Genomic DNA, 18,728 nt, shown 5'->3' with positions numbered 1-18,728 from the left:
CAAGCTCGGGCCATGCGGACGCCGGGCGGAGCCTGCGGGAGCAGTGATCGGCTGTGGGCCTTCCGTCCCGACCGCGCCGAGGAACATCAGCCGTTACAGGCGGACGTCCTAGTCGGCAGCATCGCGCGCATTGCCGTCAAATCCGCCGGCTTCCCTCACACTTCCAGCCATTGCGCACGAACGTCGCTGTTTGATCTCAGTTGTTCGGGCGTACCTTCGAAGACCACACGACCGTGGCCCATGACGTAGACGCGGTTGGAAATCTTCATCGCAATCGACAGCTTCTGCTCGACGAGCAAAATCGCGACGCCGGCCTGCGCAATGCGGGCGATGAGATCGCCGACCTGTTGCACGATCAACGGCGCCAGACCTTCGGTCGGCTCGTCGATCATGATGAGATCGGGATCGCCCATCAGGGTCCGACACGTCGTGAGCATCTGCTTCTCGCCGCCCGACAGCACCCCTGCAGCCGTATCCGCCCGCGCGGCCAGATTCGGAAACATGTCGAGCATGTCCTGAAGCTGCCATTTGCCGGGACGCCGCGTGTCCTTGATGCCGAGGAGCAGGTTCTGGCGGACCGTCAGACCCGGAAAGATGTCGCGATGCTCCGGCACATAGCCGAGACCGAGGCGCGCGATCCGGTAGCTCGGCAGCCCCGCGATGTCCTTGCCTTTGAAGCGGATCGTGCCTTGCGGCGCCACCTCGCCCATGATCGCCTTCACCGTGGTCGAACGTCCGACGCCGTTGCGGCCGAGCAGGCTGACGACCTCGCCCGCGGCGACGTCGAGATCGACGCCCTGGAGAATGTGGCTCTTGCCGTAATAAGCGTGCAGGTCCCTGACCTCGAGCATCAGTGCGCCTCCTCGCCGAGATAGGCTTCCTTGACTTTCGGGTCGCGCCTGATCTCCTCCGGCGTGCCGGATGCGATGATGTGGCCGTAGACCAGCACGGAAATGCGGTCGGCGAGGCCAAACACGACGCTCATGTCGTGCTCGACGATGACCAGGGTCTTGCCCTCGGTCAGCCGCCGGATCAGCGACACCGCGCGGTCGGTCTCGGCGTGGCTCATGCCCGCCGTCGGCTCGTCCAGCATCACCACGGTCGCGCCGCCGGCGATGGTGATGCCGATCTCGAGCTCGCGCTGCTCGGCGTAGGTCAGCAACCCGGCCGGAACATCGCGCCGATGCGTCAGATGGATGTCGTCGAGGATCTGCGCCGTGCGCTCGCGCACCTCAGGCAGGCTGTCGACGTTCTTCCAGAAGGCGTAACGGTGCCCCGTCGCCCACAGCACGGCGCAGCGGACATTCTCCCAGACCGACATGCGCGCGAATACGTTGGTGACCTGGAACGACCGCGACAGGCCGCGCCGGTTGATCTCGAACGGCCTGAGGCCGGAGATCACATCGCCGTTCAGCCTCACCTCGCCCAAGGTCGGCTTGATATGGCCGCTGATGAGATTGAACGTCGTCGACTTGCCGGCCCCGTTCGGACCGATGATGGCGTGACGCTCACCTTGCGCGACGCTGAGATTGAGATCGCGGATGATGTCGACATTGCCAAAGCGCTTTTCGACAGCGCGGACTTCGATCGCTGCCGTCATGCCAGATACCCCCGGTCGCGCGCGACGGTCGCCGCGCGGTCCCATGCCTCGCCGACGCGCCGCCAGCTCAGGCGCGCGACGAAGAAGCCGCCGGCGACGAGGATCGCCGCACTCGCCCACGTCACCGGCGAGGCAGGGCTGAAGGCCACGCCGAACAGGTTGATCGGACTGCCCTGGCCGCTATGCGTGCGCGCGATCGATTCGATCGTCAGGATCACGCCGCAAGCCAACGCCAAGGTCGGCACCGCCGCGAGCAGATAGGAAGGAATCACCGTCGGCAGAGTTTTGGCGCGAACCAGCGGCCGGTGCATCATGATGAGCCCGGCGATGCCACCCGGGGACAGCATCACGATGCCGATGAAGATGATGCCGAAATAGAGCTGCCACACGCCGGTGACGCTGGTCAGCCCGAGCTGGAGATAGGTCACGAGGATCGCACCCAGGATGGGGCCGAAGAAAAAGGCGACGCCACCAATGAAGGTCGAGAACAGCACGAGGCCGGATTGGATCGCGCCGAGATAGGCGGCGTTGGCGATCTCGAAGTTGATCGCGGCCAGCCCTCCCGCCACGCCGGCGAAGAAGCCGGCAAAACAGAAGGCGATGTAGCGAACCACGTGCGGATCATAGCCGATGAACTGGACGCGCTCGGGGTTGTCCCGCACCGCATTGCTGATCCGCCCCAGCGGGGTCCGCGTCAGCGCATACATCGCGATGGCGGAGATGACCAGCCAGAACGCGATGAGATAATAGACCTGGAGCTGCGGGCCGAAGCTCAAGCCGAGGATCTTCGGCAAGGCCGTTCGGTCGGTCGATATCCCGGATTCGCCGCCGAACACCGAACGCAGGATCAGCGAGGAGGACGCCACCAGCTCGGCAATGCCGAGCGAGATCATCGAGAACACGGTGCCGGCCCGCTTGGTCATCACCCAGCCGATGATGATCGCAAAAGCGAGGCCGCCGAGCCCGCCGAACAGCGGGATGAACGGCAACGGGATCGGCCAGCCGTGCGAGACCACCGCATTCATCATGTGGCACGCTGCGAAGCCGCCGAGGCCGTAATGCACCGCATGGCCGAACGACAACAGGCCGGTCTGGCCGAGCAGGATGTTGTAGGACAGCGCGAACACGATCGCGATGCCGATCAGGCTGAAGGACGTCAGCGAGCCGCCGGAGGAGAAGATCAGCGGCAACACGATCAGCACGGCGATGCCGGCCAGCCATATGCCGTAGAAGCGCAGGCCGTCGCCGACCGACCTCTCTGCGATCGTCGATGTCGATATGGTCTTGGCGCTCATGTCTCGCGCGTCCCCATCAGGCCCATGGGGCGTACGATCAGGATGATCACCAGCAGCAGGTAGGGCACGATCGGCGCCACCTGGGCGATGGTGACGTTCCAGATGTCGGTGAGCACCGAGGGGCCCGCCGACGGATCGAGCGGACCGAACGCGCTCGCCAGCGAACCGTTCAGCGCCACCGCGAAGGTCTGTATCAGGCCGATCACCAGCGAGGCGATGAAGGCGCCCGGCAAGGAGCCGAGGCCGCCGAACACGATGACCACGAACAGGATGGGTCCCAGCGCCGCGGCCATGTCGGACTGCGTCACCAGCGCCGGACCTGCGATCACGCCGGCAATGCCCGCCAGCGCACTGCCGACGCCGAACACCAGCATGAAGATGCGACCGACATTGTGACCGAGATGCCCGACCATGTGGGGATGCGTCAGCGCGGCCTGAACGATCAGGCCGACCCGCGTGCGCTTGAGCACCGTCAGCAGCACGATGAAGATCAGGATCGAAACCGCCAGCATGAAGATCTTGTAGGCGGGATAGTTGGTCGAGAAGATGGTGAAGGCCGGAAAGTCGAGCAGCGCCGGCACGCGGTAGTCGACGGGGCTCCTGCCCCACATCATCGCCACGATTTCTTCGATCGCGAACGCAAGACCGAAGGTCAGGAGCAGCTCCGCCACATGGCCGTGCTTGTGCGTATTGCGCAGGCCGTAGCGCTCGACCGCCATGCCGATCGCGCCGACCAGCAACGGTGCCAGCAGCAGCGCCGGCCAGAAGCCAACCCATTTGGTGAGCTGAAAGCCGAAGAAGGCGCCGAGCATGTAGAAGCTGGCATGGGCGAAGTTGAGCACGCCCATCATGCTGAAGATGACGGTCAGGCCGCTCGACAGCAGGAACAGCAGCATGCCGAACAGCAGGCCGTTCAGCGTCGATATAACGATCAGTTCAAGCACAGTCTTCGTACCTCTGGCCGGGACGGAAAAGCCTCGGCAAACTCGTCGGTCGCACCCAAACAGCGGCCTTCCCGCAAGCCGCTGCCGGCCAGCGGGAAGGCGAAGCTGGTTCGGCTTACGGCCGGGTCATCTTGCAGGTCGTGGGAACCATCGTCTTGGAGGTGTCGATCTTGGACACCAGATGCCATCCCCAGCCGGTGCCTTCCTCGTCGAACGGCTCGTTCGCCGCGAGCTTGCCGAAGGAGGAGATGTAGATCGGCTGGAAGAACTGGTGATCGTCCTTGCGCATGACGCCCTCTCCACCATCCAGCACCTCGAACTTGAGGTCCTCGAGCGCTGCTGCGACCTTCACGGGGTCGAGCGAGTTGGCCTTCTCGGCCGCAGCCTTGAACATGCGCATCTCGTTGACCGCACGCGGATACCACAGCGACATATTGACCTTGGCGCGGAAAGCCTTTTCGAAGTCCATCGCGGGCTGGTGGCCGGAATTGGCAAAGCCCTCGGTGATCTGGAACACCTGATGGTCGAGACCGGTCTGCTTGATCGCGGTCGGACCGCCAGCGCCGCCGGCATAGTAGGTGTACCAATTGACCTTCAGGCCGGCGTCCGCAGCGGCTTTGAGCAGCAGTGCGATGTCCTGGCCCCAGTTGCCGGTGACGACGCTATCGGCGCCCGAAGCCTTGATCTTGGCGATGTAAGGCGAGAAGTCGGTGATCTTCAGCAGCGGATGCAGTTCGTCGCCGACGATCTGGATGTCGGGCCGCTTGGCGCCCAGCATCTTGCGCGCGTCGGCGCGCACCGACTGGCCGAAGGAGTAGTCCTGGTTGATCAGGTACACCTTCTTGATCGCGGCGACGTCTTTCATATAGCTGGTGAGCGCTTCCATCTTGATGTCGGAGCTGGCATCCCAGCGGAAATGCCAGAAGCTGCACTTTTCGTTGGTCAGGCTCGGATCGACGGCGGCATAGTTGAAGTAGAGCACTTCCTTGCCGGGATTGCGCGTGTTGTTCTTGGTGACGAAGTCGGACAGCGCTGCGGCGACCGACGAGCCGTTGCCTTGCGTGATGAAGCGGGCGCCGGCGTCGATGGCCTTCTGCGCCTGCACCAGGCTTTCCTGCGGGTTGGTCTTGTTGTCGAGAGGCAGGATCTCGATCTTGCGGCCCAATATACCGCCCTTGGCGTTGATCTCGTCAGCCAGATACTGGAACGTCTTCAAGCCGCCTTCACCGATGCTGGCGCCGCCGCCGGACAGCGGATCGATGTAGCCGAACTTGATGGTTTCCTGCGCGAATGCCGCTCCTCCGAGCATCGTCAGCGCTGCCGCCGCAGCAATTGCGAGCTTGTGCATCCTGGCCTTCTCCCTTTGCATGTTCTTGTTACTTGGCGATCGAAGCTGACTGACAACGCCGGTCGCGCCGTTCTTCGCTACTCCAATATTGAATACTGTGTAAAGTTTTGGTGCAAGAAATAATTGTGGCCTCAACATGAACATTGCCGCGCGCCAAGCGGAATATTGAATTCGCAGGCAACTTTTCGAGACCAAGGCCGCGGTCAATCTGCGGCTGACATCGTTCGCAGGGGAAAGACGAAGAGCGCGATCAGGTCTCGGATTGGTCCCTTCATACCACCCCGCGACGGGGCTTGAGCCCCGCCAGGAACAGCCGCGAAAAATGATCGGCAATCTGTACCGGGGACCACCTCCGCTCGCCCCTGAACCAGATCGGGTACCAATGGCCCATCCCGGTCAGAATACGCTCCGCGAAGTACGTGTCGACGCTGCGGAAGCGTCCCTCGTCGATCCAGCGCTGATGGTTTCTCTGGTCCTGCTGGATCGTTGCGAGCACCTGCCCGACAAAGCGCTTCCGGTCGACGGCGTTGAGATAGTTGATGTTGTGGTAGGTCGCCTTGGGGCCGCAAGGCGTGTCGTGCAGCATCAACAACAGGCGGACTCTCTGAACGACATAATCGGAAGCCCCAAGCCCGAGGTTCTGCAAATATTCCCGAATGCCGATCTCGCCGGCGAGCCCTCTTCGCAGGCAAGCCAGCAAGAGCCGCTCCTTCTCGCTGAAATGATAGTAGATGCCGGCGCGGGTCATGCCCGCCTCCCCCGCGATGCTCTCGAGCGACGTGCCGGATGCGCCCCTTCGATTGAAACTGTCCGAGGCAATTGAGAGCATCCTGTCCAGCTTCGCGGCGCGCTTGCTCAATCTCGCGCGAGACTGGAGAAACGGTGCCAGGCTCGGCGGGTCGGGCACGTCCGGCAAGGCAATCTCGCGCCGATAAACGCCGTGCGTGATGATGTCATCGATCGCATCGATCGCCTGCTGGCGCGTGTAGTAGTCGCGCTCGGAGAGCCAGAACGGAACCCAATCCAGGATGGAGATGAGGGCGACGGCCGTAAGGAGCGGATCCTCGCAGGCGATCGTGCCGTCGGCAATGCCTCGCTTCAGGATGTCAGCGAGCAGCGCGGCATTCTGCCAGCGCCTGGCGTGCACGTCGTTGCTGTAAGACGCGGCCAGCGCGTCGATGTCGGAGAACAGGATCATGCGCTCGCCTTCGGGCCGCAGCCGGGCACGTATAAATCGCCTGACGAGTTCGAGCCCGTCGATACCGGGCTCGGCAGCCGTCTCGATTTCGTGCCGGTAGAGCGCAAGGCCGCGCAGGTAGCAGTGAAAGATCAGGTCCTCTTTGTCGCGGAAATAGTGGTACAGCGCCCCCGGCACCGATTGCACCGAGGCTGCGACCTGCTCCATCGTCACGTGCGCATAGCTATGGCGGGCAAAGAGCCTGGAAGCCGACACGAGGATCTCTGCAGCTCGGTCGGACGGGAAGGCGGCGACTTGCAAGCTTGAACATCCTTCCTGATCATGGACGGATTCATCCAGGTGAGATGTCCCCTACCACACGTCGGATATTCTTGCCATCAGACTGGGGTTCGGCCAGTATCCTCCGATAAACGTCGCGGCAGGACCAGCAAGCCGGCGACGCAGCTGACGATTGCAGGCGCTGGTTCGCCCAATTCGATCCGCCCAGCGCCGACCTCGCTTTATCTGATCCCGTCGCGGATCATGTATCCGGCGCCGCGGATCGTGTGCAGCAGCGGGCGCTCGAAGCCCTTGTCGATCTTGGAGCGCAGCCGAGAGATGTGCACGTCGATCACGTTGGTCTGCGGATCGAAATGATAGTCCCAGACGTTCTCCAGCAGCATGGTCCGCGTCACCACCTGGCCGGCGTGCTTCATCAAGTATTCGAGCAGGCGGAATTCGCGCGGCTGCAGCGTCAGCTCGTCCTTGCCGCGGGCGACGCGATGCGAGAGCCGGTCGAGCTCGAGATCGCCGACGCGATAAAGCGTCTCCTCGGCGGGACCGCCGCGGCGGCGCGACAGCACCTCGACGCGGGCCAGCAGCTCGGCGAAGGAATAGGGTTTTGGCAGATAGTCGTCGCCGCCGGCGCGCAGGCCCTTGATGCGGTCGTCGACCTGCCCGAGCGCGGAGAGAATCAGCACCGGCGTCGTATTGCCCTTGTCGCGCAACGCGCCGATCAGCGACAGGCCGTCGCGCTTGGGCAGCATGCGGTCGACCACCAGCACGTCGTATTCGCCGCTCTCGGCCATGGCGAGGCCTTCCTCGCCGTCGGCGGCGTGGTCGGCGATGTGTCCGACTTCGCGGAACGCCTTGGCGAGGTAGTCGGCGGATTCGCGGTCGTCTTCGATGATGAGGAGGCGCATCGTGCGTTCGGCGGCGGTCAAGGAGGTCAACCTTCTCTAAACATGGCGCGAGCGGCAACCGCATGCAAGCCGAGCAGGAGAGGCTCGAAGCGGGAAAAAGGCGGGCGGTGAAGCTGGGGGGACCTCACCGCCCTAGGCCTTCCGACGGAGGGGGGCGTAATTCCACCGGAAGGTAGACGAGGGAAGCCAGCTTTGCGCTGCTTCCCCGAAGGGCGCCGTCGGCTGGGGCGACTGATGCCGGCGACACCCTTCATCTCGTAGGCCTCCTGAAGGCCTCAGCCCTTGGCGAGGGGCACCGCGACGAAGCGCGACTGGCCGCCGCTCTTCACGCGCATCAGGACGCTGTTCTTGTTGTCGGTCCGCGCCGCGTTGATGGCATCGCGGACTTCGCCGGCGGTCGCCACGCTCTTGCCGCCGACCTCGAGGATCACGTCGCCTTCCTTGAAGCCGCGTTCGGCCGCGGCGCTCTTGGGGTCGACCTCGGTGACCACGACGCCTTCCTTGCCGGCGCCGGCCACGGAATTGGCGGGAGCAACGGTCATGCCGAGCTTCGGCACGTCGGTGCCCTTGCTGGCGCCCTTGCCGCTGTCCTTGTCCACGTCGGCCTTGGCCTCGACCGTGTTCGGCAACTGGCCGAGGGTGAGGTTGACGACCTTGTCCTGGCCCTTGTGCAGCACGTTGAGCTTCACGGACGCGCCGGGCGCCATGCCGCCGATCGTGCGGGCGAGCTCACGGGCATCCTTGACCGATTCGCCGTTCACCGCCGTGATCACGTCGCCGGACTCGATGCCCGCCTTCGCGGCCGGACCGTTCGCCTGCGGCTCCGCCACCAGGGCGCCCTCGGCCTTCTTCATGCCGAGGCTGTCGGCGATGTCGGAGGTGACGGGCTGGATCTGCACGCCGATCCAGCCGCGGCTGACCGAGCCCTTGTCCTTGAGCTGCGCAACCACGCTCTTGACGGTGTTGGCCGGAATCGAGAACGCGATGCCGACGCTGCCGCCGGAGGGCGAGTAGATCGCGGTGTTGACGCCCATCACCTCGCCGTTGGTGTCGAAGGCCGGACCGCCGGAATTGCCCTTGTTCACGGGCGCGTCGATCTGGATGAAATCGTCATACGGGCCGTTGCCGATGTCGCGGCCGCTCGCCGAGACGATGCCCGCGGTCACGGTGCCGCCGAGACCGAAGGGATTGCCGACCGCGAGCACCCAATCGCCGATCCGCGGCTTGCTATCCGCGAGCTTGGCGAACGGGAAGTTCGTGCTGCCTTCGACCTTGATCAGCGCGAGGTCGGTGCGCTGGTCGGTGCCGATCACCTTTGCGGTGTAGGTCTTGCCGTCGTCGGTGGTGACCTCGACCTTGTCGGCGCCATCGACCACGTGGTTGTTGGTCACGGCATAGCCGTCAGCCGAGATGAAGAAGCCGGAGCCCTGCCCCTGCACGACGCGGCCACGACCGCCGCCCTTCAGGCCGGGAGGCAAACCATCCGGACCACCGAAGCGGCGGAAGAAGCGCTCCATGGGCGAGCCCGGCTGGAACGGCGAGGAGGAATCGTCGCCGTCATCGTTGCTCGCGGTCTTCTCCTTCATGTTGACCTTGACCGAGATCACCGAGGGCTTCACGCGCTCGACGACGTCGGCGAATCCGACCGGACGCTCGACCTTGCGGACCTCGTTGTTGACCTGCGCATGCGCCGGGCTGGAGAACAAGTCGGCCGGCGAGCTCGACGGGCTGAAGCCGTAGATGGCCGCGCCGAGACCGGCAACGACCGAAGCCATCAGCGCGAGCTTGCGCGCGGAAAACACCGACTGGCGCGGCTGCCGGTAGGACGGGAGGTTCGAAAGGTCGATGCGATCGTTCATGCAGAAATCTCCAGGGCCCTGAATTCCTTTTGGTGCCGGTTGCCGGCACCTTGCGGACCTGAAGATGGGGACTCCCGCCTTACCGCGCGCTGGCGGCGGGGTTAAACTTTTGTAATGAAGCGAGGAGATGGATGCGGCAGTTTAGCACAGGCTGAAAATCGTGTCCTTACAGGAACTTAATCGAGTTCCGCAGGCGAGGCGGCAGGCGCGATTTTCTCGCCGCTCAGCTCGCTCTGACACTGACGATGAACTCGTCGACTTCGCGTTTCAAGGTCTCGGCCTGCTGCGACAGGTCGACCGCCGAATCCCTGGCCTCGGCGGCCATGCGGCCGGTCTCGGCCGAGGTGGAGGTGATCTGGACGATATGGTTGGAGACGTCGAGGGTTCCGCGTGCGGCATCCTGGGCGCTGCGCGTGATCTCCTGCGTGGCATTGCGCTGCTGGGCGGTATCGATCTCGATGCCCGACATGATGGACGAGATCTCCGACAGCGTCCTGGAAATGCCGTCGATCGCGCCGCGGGTCTCCGCGGTGATGCCCTGAATGCTGGCGACATGCGAGGTGATCTCCTCCGTCGCCTTGCTGGTCTGATGCGCGAGGTTCTTCACTTCGGAAGCGACCACCGCAAATCCCTTGCCCGCTTCGCCGGCACGTGCCGCCTCGATGGTGGCATTGAGCGCCAGGAGATTGGTCTGCGATGCGATCGCCTGCACGAGCTGGACGACCTCGCCGATCTTATCGGCGGCATCCGACAGCGTGTGAATGGTATCGCGGCTCTTCTCCGCCTGGCTTGCGGCGCCTTCGGCGCGCTGGGTCGCGTCGGTGACGCGGCGGCTGATCGTGCCGATCGAATTCGTCATCGCCTCGGCAGACCCTGCGACCGTCTGCACGCTGGCGCTGGCCTGGCCAGCCGCGCTCGCGACAGCATTGGCCTTGCTGCTGGTGTCGTTGGCGGTGCGCGATAGTGTCTCCGCGTTGGTCTTCAGATGCACGGCCGATGACGCCACGCTGGCGACGACGCTGGCGACGAGATCGTTGAAGCGCTTGATCCTGCTATCGAGGAATTTCGACCGCTCGGCCTGATGCTGGGCTTCGTGAAGCTGCTGGTCGGAGAGGCGGCGCCGCTCGATGCCGTTGGTCTTGAACACCTCCAGCGCAGCGGCGAGCAAGCCGATCTCGTTGCTGCGGCCGAGCCCCGGAACGGAGGTGTCGAATTTCTGGTCGGCAACCTCCCGCATGGCATGCACGATGGCCGCCAGCGGATTGAGGATGCCGTTGCGCACGGCAAACCAGGTGGTGAAGCAGATTGCGAATGCAACGACGGCGATCACGCCGCAGGCGACCAGGAACCAGGAGAACGCGGTCTGCGCCTGCTGATAGATCTGCATGGCATGATCGCGCGCCGGGCCGCTCAGCGCGGCGAAGTCCGAGGATAGGCTGGTGATCTCGTTGTTGAGATAGAGCACCGCGATGAAGCCGGTGCCGCCGCCGATGCCGAGCAGGAACAATAACGCAGCGACGACGGCGCCGACCAGGAAGCGGATCGTCAGATTGCTGTTCGCGAACATCGGGGACTCGGAAGCTGGAAATCAAACCTCGCGACAAGCTTCCAGACAAAGGTCAATTTAGCATGAACCACGCAGCATTTGCCGCGGCACGGATGGCACGGCGTAGCTGGACCGCTTCAGAGCGATGTCACGATTTGGATTCGTCCGACATCAGGGCCGCGACCCGCGCCTGTTCGTCGGGCGTGAGCGGCGGGGCCGGTACGTCCACACCACTTCGCGCGCGGCGGCGGATCTGCAGCCACAGCGCCAGGCCGCCGCCGAGCAGCAGCACCGGCCCGAGCAGCCATAGCAGCAGCGTCTGCCGCTCGAACCGCGGCTTGAGCAGCACGAACTCGCCGTAGCGCGCCACCAGGAAATCGAGCACCTGCGAATTGCTGTCGCCGGCCGCGATGCGCTCGCGTACCAGGAGCCTGAGATCGCGGGCCAGCGGCGCGTCGGAATCGTCGATCGACTGGTTCTGGCAGACCATGCAGCGAAGCTCGCGCGACAATTCGCGCGCGCGCGATTCCTTCACCGGATCCGACATGATCTCGTCGGGCTGCACGGCGTGCGCCGCCGGCACAGCCAGCAGCAGCAGGGCGACGAACGCGGCCATCATCCGGCGCATCGGATCATTCCGCGGGTTGCAGGCGCTGCTTGGCCCGCGCCGGCTTGGGCGCGCCGACCCGCAGGCGGCGGTCGGAAAGCGACAGCACGCCGCCGAACGCCATCAGCACCGGTCCCCACCAGATCAGGAGAACCAGCGGCTTGTGATAGATGCGCACGGCAATGGCGCCTTCGGCGGTGGCGTCGCCGAGCGAGACGTAGAGCTGGCTCGCGCCGCGCGTCAGCAGCGCCGCCTCGGTGGTCGAGGAGCCGCGCGTGGTGAAGCTGCGCTTGGACGGCGTCATCACCGTGACCGCCTCGCCGTCGCGGCTGATCTTGAATTCTGCGATCATCTCGCGGTAGTTCGGGCCCTGGCGTTGAAACAGCCCGTCGAGCTTCAGGTCGTAGCCGGCGACGTGGGCGACCTCGTTGGGCTTCATGGTCGCGATGTATTCGCTGTTCCAGGTGGTCTCGCAGACGATCCCGATCAGCGCGACGCCGAGGCCGGCATGCGCGAACGCGGTGCCCCAGGCCGAGCGCGGCAGGCCGCGCGCCCGGTGCAGCACCGTTGTGAACGGCAGGCGCACCAGGCCCGTCCGTTCGACGAGGTCCGTGACCGCGCCGGCAATGACGAACACGCCGAGCCCGATCGCGAGCGGCGCCAGCGCGCTGCCGCCCCGCACCCAGGCCCAGACGATGGCGACCACGACGAGGCCGGCAACGCCGGCGGCCAGCAGGCGCTGCATCACGCCCAGCAGGTCGCCCCGTTTCCACGCGAGCATCGGCCCGAACGGCACCGCGAGCAGCAACAGCGCGAACAGCGGCGCGAAGGTGAGATTGTAGAAGGGTGCGCCGACCGACATCTTGAAGTCGGCGAGCATCTCCATCGCGAGCGGATAGAGCGTGCCGAACAGCACCACGGCGCAGGCGACCGTCAGCAACAGATTGTTCAGCACCAGCGCGCCCTCGCGCGAGATCGGCGCGAACAGGCCGCCCTGCTTCAACGAGGTGGCGCGGCCCGCGAACAGCGCCAGGCTGCCGCCGATGAACAGGCACAGGATGAGCAGGATGAACACGCCGCGGGTCGGATCGGTCGCGAAGGCGTGCACCGAGGTGATGACGCCCGAGCGCACCAGGAAGGTGCCGAGCAGCGACAGCGAGAAGGTCAGGATCGAGAGCAGGATGGTCCAGACCTTCAGCGCATTGCGCTTCTCCATCACGAGCGCCGAATGCAACAGCGCGGTGCCGGCGAGCCAGGGCATCAGCGAGGCGTTCTCGACCGGATCCCAGAACCACCAGCCGCCCCAGCCGAGTTCGTAATAAGCCCAGTACGAGCCCATGGCGATGCCGAGGGTCAGGAAGATCCAGGCGACCAGCGTCCACGGCCGCACCCAGCGCGCCCAGGCCGCATCGATCCGGCCCTCCATCAGCGCCGCGATGGCGAAGGAGAACGAGATCGAGAAACCGACATAGCCGAGATAGAGCATCGGCGGATGCACGGCGAGACCGATGTCCTGAAGCACGGGATTGAGATCGCGGCCCTCGATCGGCGGGCTGGCGATGCGCAGGAACGGATTCGACGTCATCAGGATGAACAGATAGAAGGCGCTGGCGACCCAGGCCTGCACGGCCAGCACATGCGCGCGCAGCGACAGCGGCAGATTGTTGCCGAACGCCGCAACGAGCCCGCCGAACAGGGCAAGTATCGACACCCACAGCAGCATCGAGCCTTCATGGTTTCCCCACACGCCGGTGATCTTGTAGAGCAGCGGCTTCATCGAGTGGGAATTCTCGTAGACGTTGGCGACGGAGAAATCCGAGTTCACGTGCAGCATCACCAGCGCCGTGAACGAGGCGCCGACGAACAGCAGCTGCGCCAGCGCGGTCGAGCGCGCCACGTTCATCAGCGCGGCGTCGCCGAGGCGCGCGCCGACCAGCGGCACGATCGACTGGATCAGTGCAAGGGCGAGCGCCAGCACCAACGCGTAATGTCCGGACTCCGCGATCACCGCACCGCTCCCTGCGGATTGCCCTGCGCCGTCGTGGCCGCAGGCTTGCTGCCGCCCGACGCTTTGGGATCGTAATCGTCCTTCCAGTGCCCCTGCTTCTTCAAGGCATCGGCGACGTCCTTGGGCATGTAGGTCTCGTCGTGCTTGGCAAGGACGGTGTCGGCCTTGAACACGCCGTTGGCGTCGAGCGCGCCTTCTGCGACCACGCCCTGCCCTTCGCGGAACAGATCGGGCAGGATGCCTTTGAAGGCGACCGGCAGCTTGGCGTTGCCGTCGGCGACCTCGAACGTCACCGCGAGATTGTCGCCGCGCTGGAGCGAGCCGGGCTGCACCAGGCCGCCGAGGCGGAACCGCTTGCCGGGCTCGACATGCTTCTCGGCGACCATCGTCGGGGTCGAGAAGAACACGATGGAGTCGCGCAGCGCGTTGAGCACCAGCGCGGCCGCGAGCGCGAGCACGGCGAGCGATCCGCCGATGATGGTCATACGTCGCTGCTTGCGCGTCATGGCGTATCCGTTCTCCGCATCTGTCGTCCCGACATCGTCATCCGCCGATCCCGAGAGTCCTCAGGCCTTCGTTGAGCTGGCGCAGCCGCTCGGCATTGCTGGCGACCGCCTGCCGGGCATCGACTGACGCCCCCATCGCCTTGTCCCGCTCGCCCATCACCAGATAGGCGCGCACCAGACGCAGCCAGCCTTCGACGTCGTCGCCGTTCTGCTTCAGCCGCGTCGCCAGACGATCGACCATGCCGCGCACCATGGCATTACGATCGGTTTCGGCCATGTCCTTGGAGGCAGCAATCGCCTCGTCGGACAGCGCGGGCAGCGTGCCGCCCCCACCGACTCGCGCCAGCGAGGACTGCACCAGGGCGCGCCACGGTGCGTCCGCAGGCGCTTTCGCAAGCAGCGCGCGCCAGATATTGGCGGCATCGTCCTTGCGGCCATCCTGCTCGGCGGCAAGGCCCAGGAAGTAGTTCGCCTTGGGATCGTCGGCGTTCAAGGCGTGTGCGCGCTCGAATTCGGCCTTGGCCTCGGCGGTCACCACGCCGCCGGCGGCGGCCGCAATCGCTTCGCCGAGATCGGACCGGCGCTCCGCGCTCTCGCCATTGTAGGTGAGCGAGTTGCGATAGGCGCGCACCGCGTCGTCGAAGCGGCCGAGCCGCTCCAGAACCGGCGCGAGCACGTTCCAGCCGCGACCGTCGGTCGGATTCTTTTCCAAATGTTGCTCGACCTGCACGACGAGGTTCTCGAGCGACTGCGCCATGCCGGACCCGCGCTCGCGCTGCGCGAGCGGAAAGTCCTGCAGCCGTGGCGAGCCGAGCGGCATGTAGACGCCGGCCGCAACGAGCGGCAGTCCGGCAAGCGCGAGCACGGCCGCCGCACGGCGCCATTTGAGGTTCGACATCGGCGCCGGCGCCGGCTCGCTGGCCGCCGCCGCGAGCAGCCTGCGGCTGATCTCGACGCGCGCAGCCTCGGCCTCGGGCGCCAGGATCAGCCCTGCGGCGAGATCACGCTCGATCTCGGCCAGTTGGTCCTTGTAGACCGCGACCTCGCTGCCCTGAGCTTGCGCGCGGCTGGTGCGGCCGAGCGGCCAAAGCACGGCGAAAATCGCCGCGACCGTCATCAGCGCGAACACGAACCATAGCGTCATCTGGCAAGCTTCCGGCGGCGCCCGAACCGCGCCTGTAGGTGCCTTTACACCACGGCCGGAGCTTGCGGCAATTGACAATTGTCAATTCGGCGCGACCGCGTCTCGTCCGAAAAGGTGAAAATCCAACGGCTTAGCCGATCTCGAAGTCGACGCTCTGCGCAGCCTGCTCGCCGTGCCCGTTGAAGGCCTTCAGGAAGTATGTTCCCGGCTTGATCGCATCCGGCAATCGGATGCGCAACGCTCCGACCGGAACCCTCGATGCAACCCTCGTGACGGTCTCAGGCAGCTGCCGATCGCTGGCCTTCTCGACCAGCACCACCTTGGCCCCAACCATCAGCCGTTGATACTTGGCCACGATGACGCGGTTCTCAATTTCGATCGAGCTGATAACGGGTTTCATGCGCCCACAGACAGGAATTCCAGACTTGCACCGGAAAAGTACGGCGCGCCATCGGCGCAGTCAACTTCAAATTGTGATCGAAAGAAATGCGCGCCGATCAGCCCGCACGCGACGATTTGCGCTCGCCCGTGAGTGCATTTTCGGCGGCCCGGCTCATCAATGAGGCGTAATCGTCGCCGAACAGCACCTGGCAGAACCGGATCGCGGCCTGCACCTGCTGCTGCCGATAGGTGCGGACCTTGTGATCGGCGGCGCGCAGCGACTGCACCAGCTGCTCGGTCGAGCGTTCCACATATTGCTGGAGATCGGAATAGGTGCGCAGCGTCACCTCGTTGATCGCAAGCTCGCTCGCATAGTTGCGGCAGGTCGCGACGAAATCGATCAGTGCCACCGCTTCCTCGACTTCGGTGCTGTCGATCCGCGCGCCCGGCGGAATGTCCTTTTCGGGGCGCTGGCGCAGGATGCGGCGGACGCGGCCGGGAACACTGTCGATCTCGGATTGCAGCGCATTGGAGATGTCGGCCCGGATCGAGGTCAATTGCTTGCCCCAGGCCGAATCGTTGCGCAGGTCGAGCTCGGTGCGCAGGCCGCGCACGCCGTCGTGCAGCGTCTTGAGGTTGCCGGCGACGTTGTCGAAATGGCCGCGCTTGATATCCATGCGCAGGATCGCGGCAACGCAGGACAGATCGTGCAAAGCCATCGTGACGGCGACACCGTAGGGCGTCGCCGCGACGCGGATCTCGTCATCGGATGCCGCAATCTTGATGGCGAGGCGGATGATCTGCCACGGCGCGGTCATCCGCTGCACGACGATCGACAAGGCGAAAGGCAGCATCTGCGGCGTCTGAAGCGCCGGAATGTTGAGCGCCGAGGTCACCGAGGCGATCTGGGAATCCCCGAAAGCCCGCAAGGTGCGGGGCAATTTCTCGTTCAACGTCGCGATGGCATCCCGGACCTGGAGCACCGCACCGATCGAATAGAGATCCTCGATCACGTTGGGCGGGCCGACCCGGGCAAGCGCCCGCGACTTGTCGCCGCCGCCCGGCCCCGTCAGCTCGAAGATGGCATCCGCCGCCACCGCCTGAAGCTTCTGCGCCAGGGCTTCGACCTGCCCTGCACTGTCCGCCGGCATGCGCGCCAGCGCCGCCTCGAATTCGTTCACTTTCTGCGGCGCGCCGTCACGGCCGAGCCATTGCCAGATCGGCTGTAGCGAGGAGCGGCGAATCTGGCCGGCCCTGACAGGAGTACCCGTTTCGACCAGGAACGGCTCCAACACCTGAAACAGCAGCCGCGACAAATCGTCCGTGCGGGGCGGCAAAGCCTCCTCGGCTTCGCTCTTGCGGACGATCTTGCGCAATTGCTCGAGCACGAGCGTGGCCACCGCCGTGTCCTGGCCGCGCTCCAGCGCACGCTCGAACTCCCGCATCAGCAGCGCCTGCGACTGCGGCGGGAGCTGCGCGAGATATTCCCTCAGCCGCTCGATCGATGTCTGGCTCATGCGCCCGGGTCATGCACGGTAAAATGGCGGACATGGGATGGGTCCGGCACGATCATAGGAGGTCCCCACTTAAGAAGCCGTTTAGGAAGCTGCCTCGAATGCCCCCCGCTGTTCCCGGGAGGACCGGCGGCCATGGCGGAAATTGTCGTCGAAACAAGGGATTATAGACTCGGAAGAACCAGCTCGGCGCGCAGGCCCCCGGTCGGGGCGCTGCCGAGCGAAAGGCTGCCGCCGTAGAGGGCGGCAAGGTCGGTCACGATCGACAGCCCCAGTCCCGACCCCGGCTTGGACTCGTCGAGGCGCTGCCCGCGCCGCGCGACCTGGGCGCGTTCCGCTTCCGACAGGCCGCGGCCGTCGTCATCGACGACGACCCGCAAACGCGGGCCGGCGCCGGCCTTGTGGGGAGCCTCGACGAGGACCTCGATGAAGACGCGCGAGGCCGCCCATTTGCAGGCATTGTCGACCAGATTGCCGACCATCTCCTCCAAATCCTGCCGCTCGCCACGGAACCTGGCGGATGGATCGGCCTTGGCCTCGACCACGATGCCGCGGTCGCGATGGATCTTCTCCATGGTCCGCCGCAGCGCCTCGATGGCGGGCGCAACCTCCGTCACGGTGGCGACGACCGAGACCCGCGCCGCGATACGGGCGCGCTCCAGATGATGGGCGACCTGGTCGCGCATCACATCGGCCTGCTCCATCACCTTCTCCGCGAAGGGATCGGCCGCGTGCGCGCTGGCTTCGTTGACGATGACCGAGAGCGGCGTCTTGATCGCATGGGCGAGATTGCCGACATGGGTGCGCGCGCGCTCGACGATCTCGCGATTGGCGTCGATCAGCGCGTTGGTCTCGCGCGCCAGCGGCGCGATCTCGACCGGGAATTCACCCTCGAGCCGTTCCGCCCGCCCGGAGCGGATGTCGGCGATCGATTCCGAGATGCGCTTGAGCGGTGCGAGGCCGAAGCGGACCTGGAACACCGTGGTCAGCAGCAGCACGATGCCGAGCGCGGTGAAGGTACCGCCGAGATAATAGTCGAAGCTGCGCGTCTCGTCGAAGATCTCGGTATCGTCCCCGGCGACGCTGACCAGAAACTTGCCGTCGGCGCCGAGATCGACCGGCCGTTCCACCATGCGCAGATTTTGCCCTTCCGGCCCGTCGACATAGGCGAGGCGGATGCCGGCGGCGGTGAGCTCGGCGCCCTGCTCTTCCAGCTTCGGCAGCTTCTTGTCCCAGAGCGAGCGCGAGGAGCGCACTTCCGGCTTTTCGGTGTCGGTCCGCGTGATCTGCCAGTACCAGCCGGACAGCGGCAGCTCGAACAGCGGCTCGCCGAGCGACTGGAACTGGCGGTCCGGCGGCTCGTCGGGGGTCGCAACCTCGGCGATGAGGGTGCGCAGATAGAGATTGAGCCGGCGGTCGAAGGCGCGCTCGGTGGCGTTCTTGTAGACCGACGACAGAACGATTCCCGTGATGGCTAGGATCACAACGAGCCAGGCGGTCGCCGACAGGAACAATCGGTTCGCAAGCGAGCTAGCGGCCATCGGAATGATCCCGGGCGGCGCAGGATGGCAGGTGGTCGGACGTCATGACCGGACCA

General features: G+C 65.2%; 16 protein-coding genes. All 16 read right to left on the bottom strand.

What is annotated here, in order from left to right; genetic code table 11:
• Positions 1 to 155: 155 nt before the first annotated feature.
• The 16 genes from BDOA9_RS16955 to BDOA9_RS16880 all read right to left on the bottom strand — a co-directional run bounded on the left by BDOA9_RS16955 (position 156) and on the right by BDOA9_RS16880 (position 18,672).
• A complete protein-coding gene (locus BDOA9_RS16955; RefSeq protein ID WP_025035147.1) occupies positions 156 to 851 on the bottom strand; it encodes an ABC transporter ATP-binding protein in 696 nt (231 codons plus the stop codon).
• A complete protein-coding gene (locus BDOA9_RS16950) occupies positions 851 to 1,600 on the bottom strand; it encodes an ABC transporter ATP-binding protein (RefSeq protein ID WP_025035146.1) in 750 nt (249 codons plus the stop codon). The genes BDOA9_RS16955 and BDOA9_RS16950 overlap by 1 nt, the downstream gene beginning before the upstream one ends.
• Positions 1,597 to 2,895: a branched-chain amino acid ABC transporter permease gene (locus BDOA9_RS16945; protein WP_025035145.1), complete on the bottom strand. Its 1,299-nt coding sequence runs from the start codon at positions 2,893 to 2,895 to the stop codon at positions 1,597 to 1,599. The genes BDOA9_RS16950 and BDOA9_RS16945 overlap by 4 nt, the downstream gene beginning before the upstream one ends.
• Positions 2,892 to 3,839 carry a branched-chain amino acid ABC transporter permease gene (locus tag BDOA9_RS16940; protein WP_025035144.1) on the bottom strand — a complete coding sequence of 316 codons (948 nt, stop codon included), beginning with the start codon at positions 3,837 to 3,839 and terminating at the stop codon, positions 2,892 to 2,894. Before BDOA9_RS16940 ends, BDOA9_RS16945 begins: the two co-directional genes overlap by 4 nt.
• Before the next feature lie 115 nt (positions 3,840 to 3,954).
• On the bottom strand, positions 3,955 to 5,187 hold the full coding sequence (locus BDOA9_RS16935; RefSeq protein WP_025035143.1) for a branched-chain amino acid ABC transporter substrate-binding protein: 1,233 nt from the start codon (positions 5,185 to 5,187) through the stop codon (positions 3,955 to 3,957).
• 271 nt (positions 5,188 to 5,458) lie between these two features.
• Positions 5,459 to 6,685, bottom strand: coding sequence for a TetR/AcrR family transcriptional regulator (locus tag BDOA9_RS16930; protein WP_082847831.1), 1,227 nt, complete (start codon positions 6,683 to 6,685; stop codon positions 5,459 to 5,461).
• 200 nt (positions 6,686 to 6,885) lie between these two features.
• Positions 6,886 to 7,566: a response regulator transcription factor gene (locus BDOA9_RS16925; protein WP_042336574.1), complete on the bottom strand. Its 681-nt coding sequence runs from the start codon at positions 7,564 to 7,566 to the stop codon at positions 6,886 to 6,888.
• Positions 7,567 to 7,841: 275 nt separating this feature from the next.
• Complete coding sequence (locus BDOA9_RS16920; RefSeq protein ID WP_025035140.1) at positions 7,842 to 9,425, bottom strand: Do family serine endopeptidase; 1,584 nt, start codon at positions 9,423 to 9,425, stop codon at positions 7,842 to 7,844.
• 223 nt (positions 9,426 to 9,648) lie between these two features.
• Positions 9,649 to 10,992, bottom strand: a complete 1,344-nt coding sequence (locus BDOA9_RS16915; RefSeq protein WP_025035139.1) for a methyl-accepting chemotaxis protein — start codon at positions 10,990 to 10,992, stop codon at positions 9,649 to 9,651.
• A 127-nt stretch (positions 10,993 to 11,119) separates the two neighbouring features.
• Positions 11,120 to 11,599, bottom strand: a complete 480-nt coding sequence (locus tag BDOA9_RS16910; RefSeq protein WP_025035138.1) for a cytochrome c-type biogenesis protein — start codon at positions 11,597 to 11,599, stop codon at positions 11,120 to 11,122.
• A gap of 4 nt (positions 11,600 to 11,603) precedes the next feature.
• Positions 11,604 to 13,586, bottom strand: coding sequence for a heme lyase CcmF/NrfE family subunit (locus BDOA9_RS16905; RefSeq protein WP_025035137.1), 1,983 nt, complete (start codon positions 13,584 to 13,586; stop codon positions 11,604 to 11,606).
• On the bottom strand, positions 13,583 to 14,092 hold the full coding sequence (gene ccmE, locus BDOA9_RS16900; protein ID WP_025035136.1) for a cytochrome c maturation protein CcmE: 510 nt from the start codon (positions 14,090 to 14,092) through the stop codon (positions 13,583 to 13,585). The genes BDOA9_RS16905 and ccmE overlap by 4 nt, the downstream gene beginning before the upstream one ends.
• 37 nt (positions 14,093 to 14,129) lie before the next feature.
• Positions 14,130 to 15,236 (bottom strand): c-type cytochrome biogenesis protein CcmI, encoded by a 1,107-nt coding sequence (ccmI, locus tag BDOA9_RS16895; protein WP_025035135.1) that lies wholly within the window; start codon positions 15,234 to 15,236, stop codon positions 14,130 to 14,132.
• A gap of 130 nt (positions 15,237 to 15,366) precedes the next feature.
• On the bottom strand, positions 15,367 to 15,636 hold the full coding sequence (locus tag BDOA9_RS16890; protein ID WP_025035134.1) for a hypothetical protein: 270 nt from the start codon (positions 15,634 to 15,636) through the stop codon (positions 15,367 to 15,369).
• A gap of 97 nt (positions 15,637 to 15,733) precedes the next feature.
• On the bottom strand, positions 15,734 to 17,134 hold the full coding sequence (locus BDOA9_RS16885; protein WP_025035133.1) for a hypothetical protein: 1,401 nt from the start codon (positions 17,132 to 17,134) through the stop codon (positions 15,734 to 15,736).
• Between the two features lie 161 nt (positions 17,135 to 17,295).
• Positions 17,296 to 18,672, bottom strand: a complete 1,377-nt coding sequence (locus tag BDOA9_RS16880) for a sensor histidine kinase (protein WP_025035132.1) — start codon at positions 18,670 to 18,672, stop codon at positions 17,296 to 17,298.
• Positions 18,673 to 18,728: the final 56 nt, after the last annotated feature.

The organism is Bradyrhizobium sp. DOA9 (assembly GCF_000617845.2).
In the GTDB taxonomy this organism is placed as follows: domain Bacteria; phylum Pseudomonadota; class Alphaproteobacteria; order Rhizobiales; family Xanthobacteraceae; genus Bradyrhizobium.
This window is presented reverse-complemented; position numbering and strand designations above follow the sequence as displayed.

Coding starts and splice junctions, on each gene's coding strand:
- BDOA9_RS16925 (WP_042336574.1), bottom strand. CDS start 7,566: ATGCGCCTCCTCATCATCGAAGACGACCGCGAATCCGCCGACTACCTC.
- ccmI (WP_025035135.1), bottom strand. CDS start 15,236: ATGACGCTATGGTTCGTGTTCGCGCTGATGACGGTCGCGGCGATTTTC.
- ccmE (WP_025035136.1), bottom strand. CDS start 14,092: ATGACGCGCAAGCAGCGACGTATGACCATCATCGGCGGATCGCTCGCC.
- BDOA9_RS16885 (WP_025035133.1), bottom strand. CDS start 17,134: ATGAGCCAGACATCGATCGAGCGGCTGAGGGAATATCTCGCGCAGCTC.
- BDOA9_RS16920 (WP_025035140.1), bottom strand. CDS start 9,425: ATGAACGATCGCATCGACCTTTCGAACCTCCCGTCCTACCGGCAGCCG.
- BDOA9_RS16955 (WP_025035147.1), bottom strand. CDS start 851: ATGCTCGAGGTCAGGGACCTGCACGCTTATTACGGCAAGAGCCACATT.
- BDOA9_RS16910 (WP_025035138.1), bottom strand. CDS start 11,599: ATGCGCCGGATGATGGCCGCGTTCGTCGCCCTGCTGCTGCTGGCTGTG.
- BDOA9_RS16880 (WP_025035132.1), bottom strand. CDS start 18,672: ATGGCCGCTAGCTCGCTTGCGAACCGATTGTTCCTGTCGGCGACCGCC.
- BDOA9_RS16890 (WP_025035134.1), bottom strand. CDS start 15,636: ATGAAACCCGTTATCAGCTCGATCGAAATTGAGAACCGCGTCATCGTG.
- BDOA9_RS16935 (WP_025035143.1), bottom strand. CDS start 5,187: ATGCACAAGCTCGCAATTGCTGCGGCGGCAGCGCTGACGATGCTCGGA.
- BDOA9_RS16950 (WP_025035146.1), bottom strand. CDS start 1,600: ATGACGGCAGCGATCGAAGTCCGCGCTGTCGAAAAGCGCTTTGGCAAT.
- BDOA9_RS16945 (WP_025035145.1), bottom strand. CDS start 2,895: ATGAGCGCCAAGACCATATCGACATCGACGATCGCAGAGAGGTCGGTC.
- BDOA9_RS16915 (WP_025035139.1), bottom strand. CDS start 10,992: ATGTTCGCGAACAGCAATCTGACGATCCGCTTCCTGGTCGGCGCCGTC.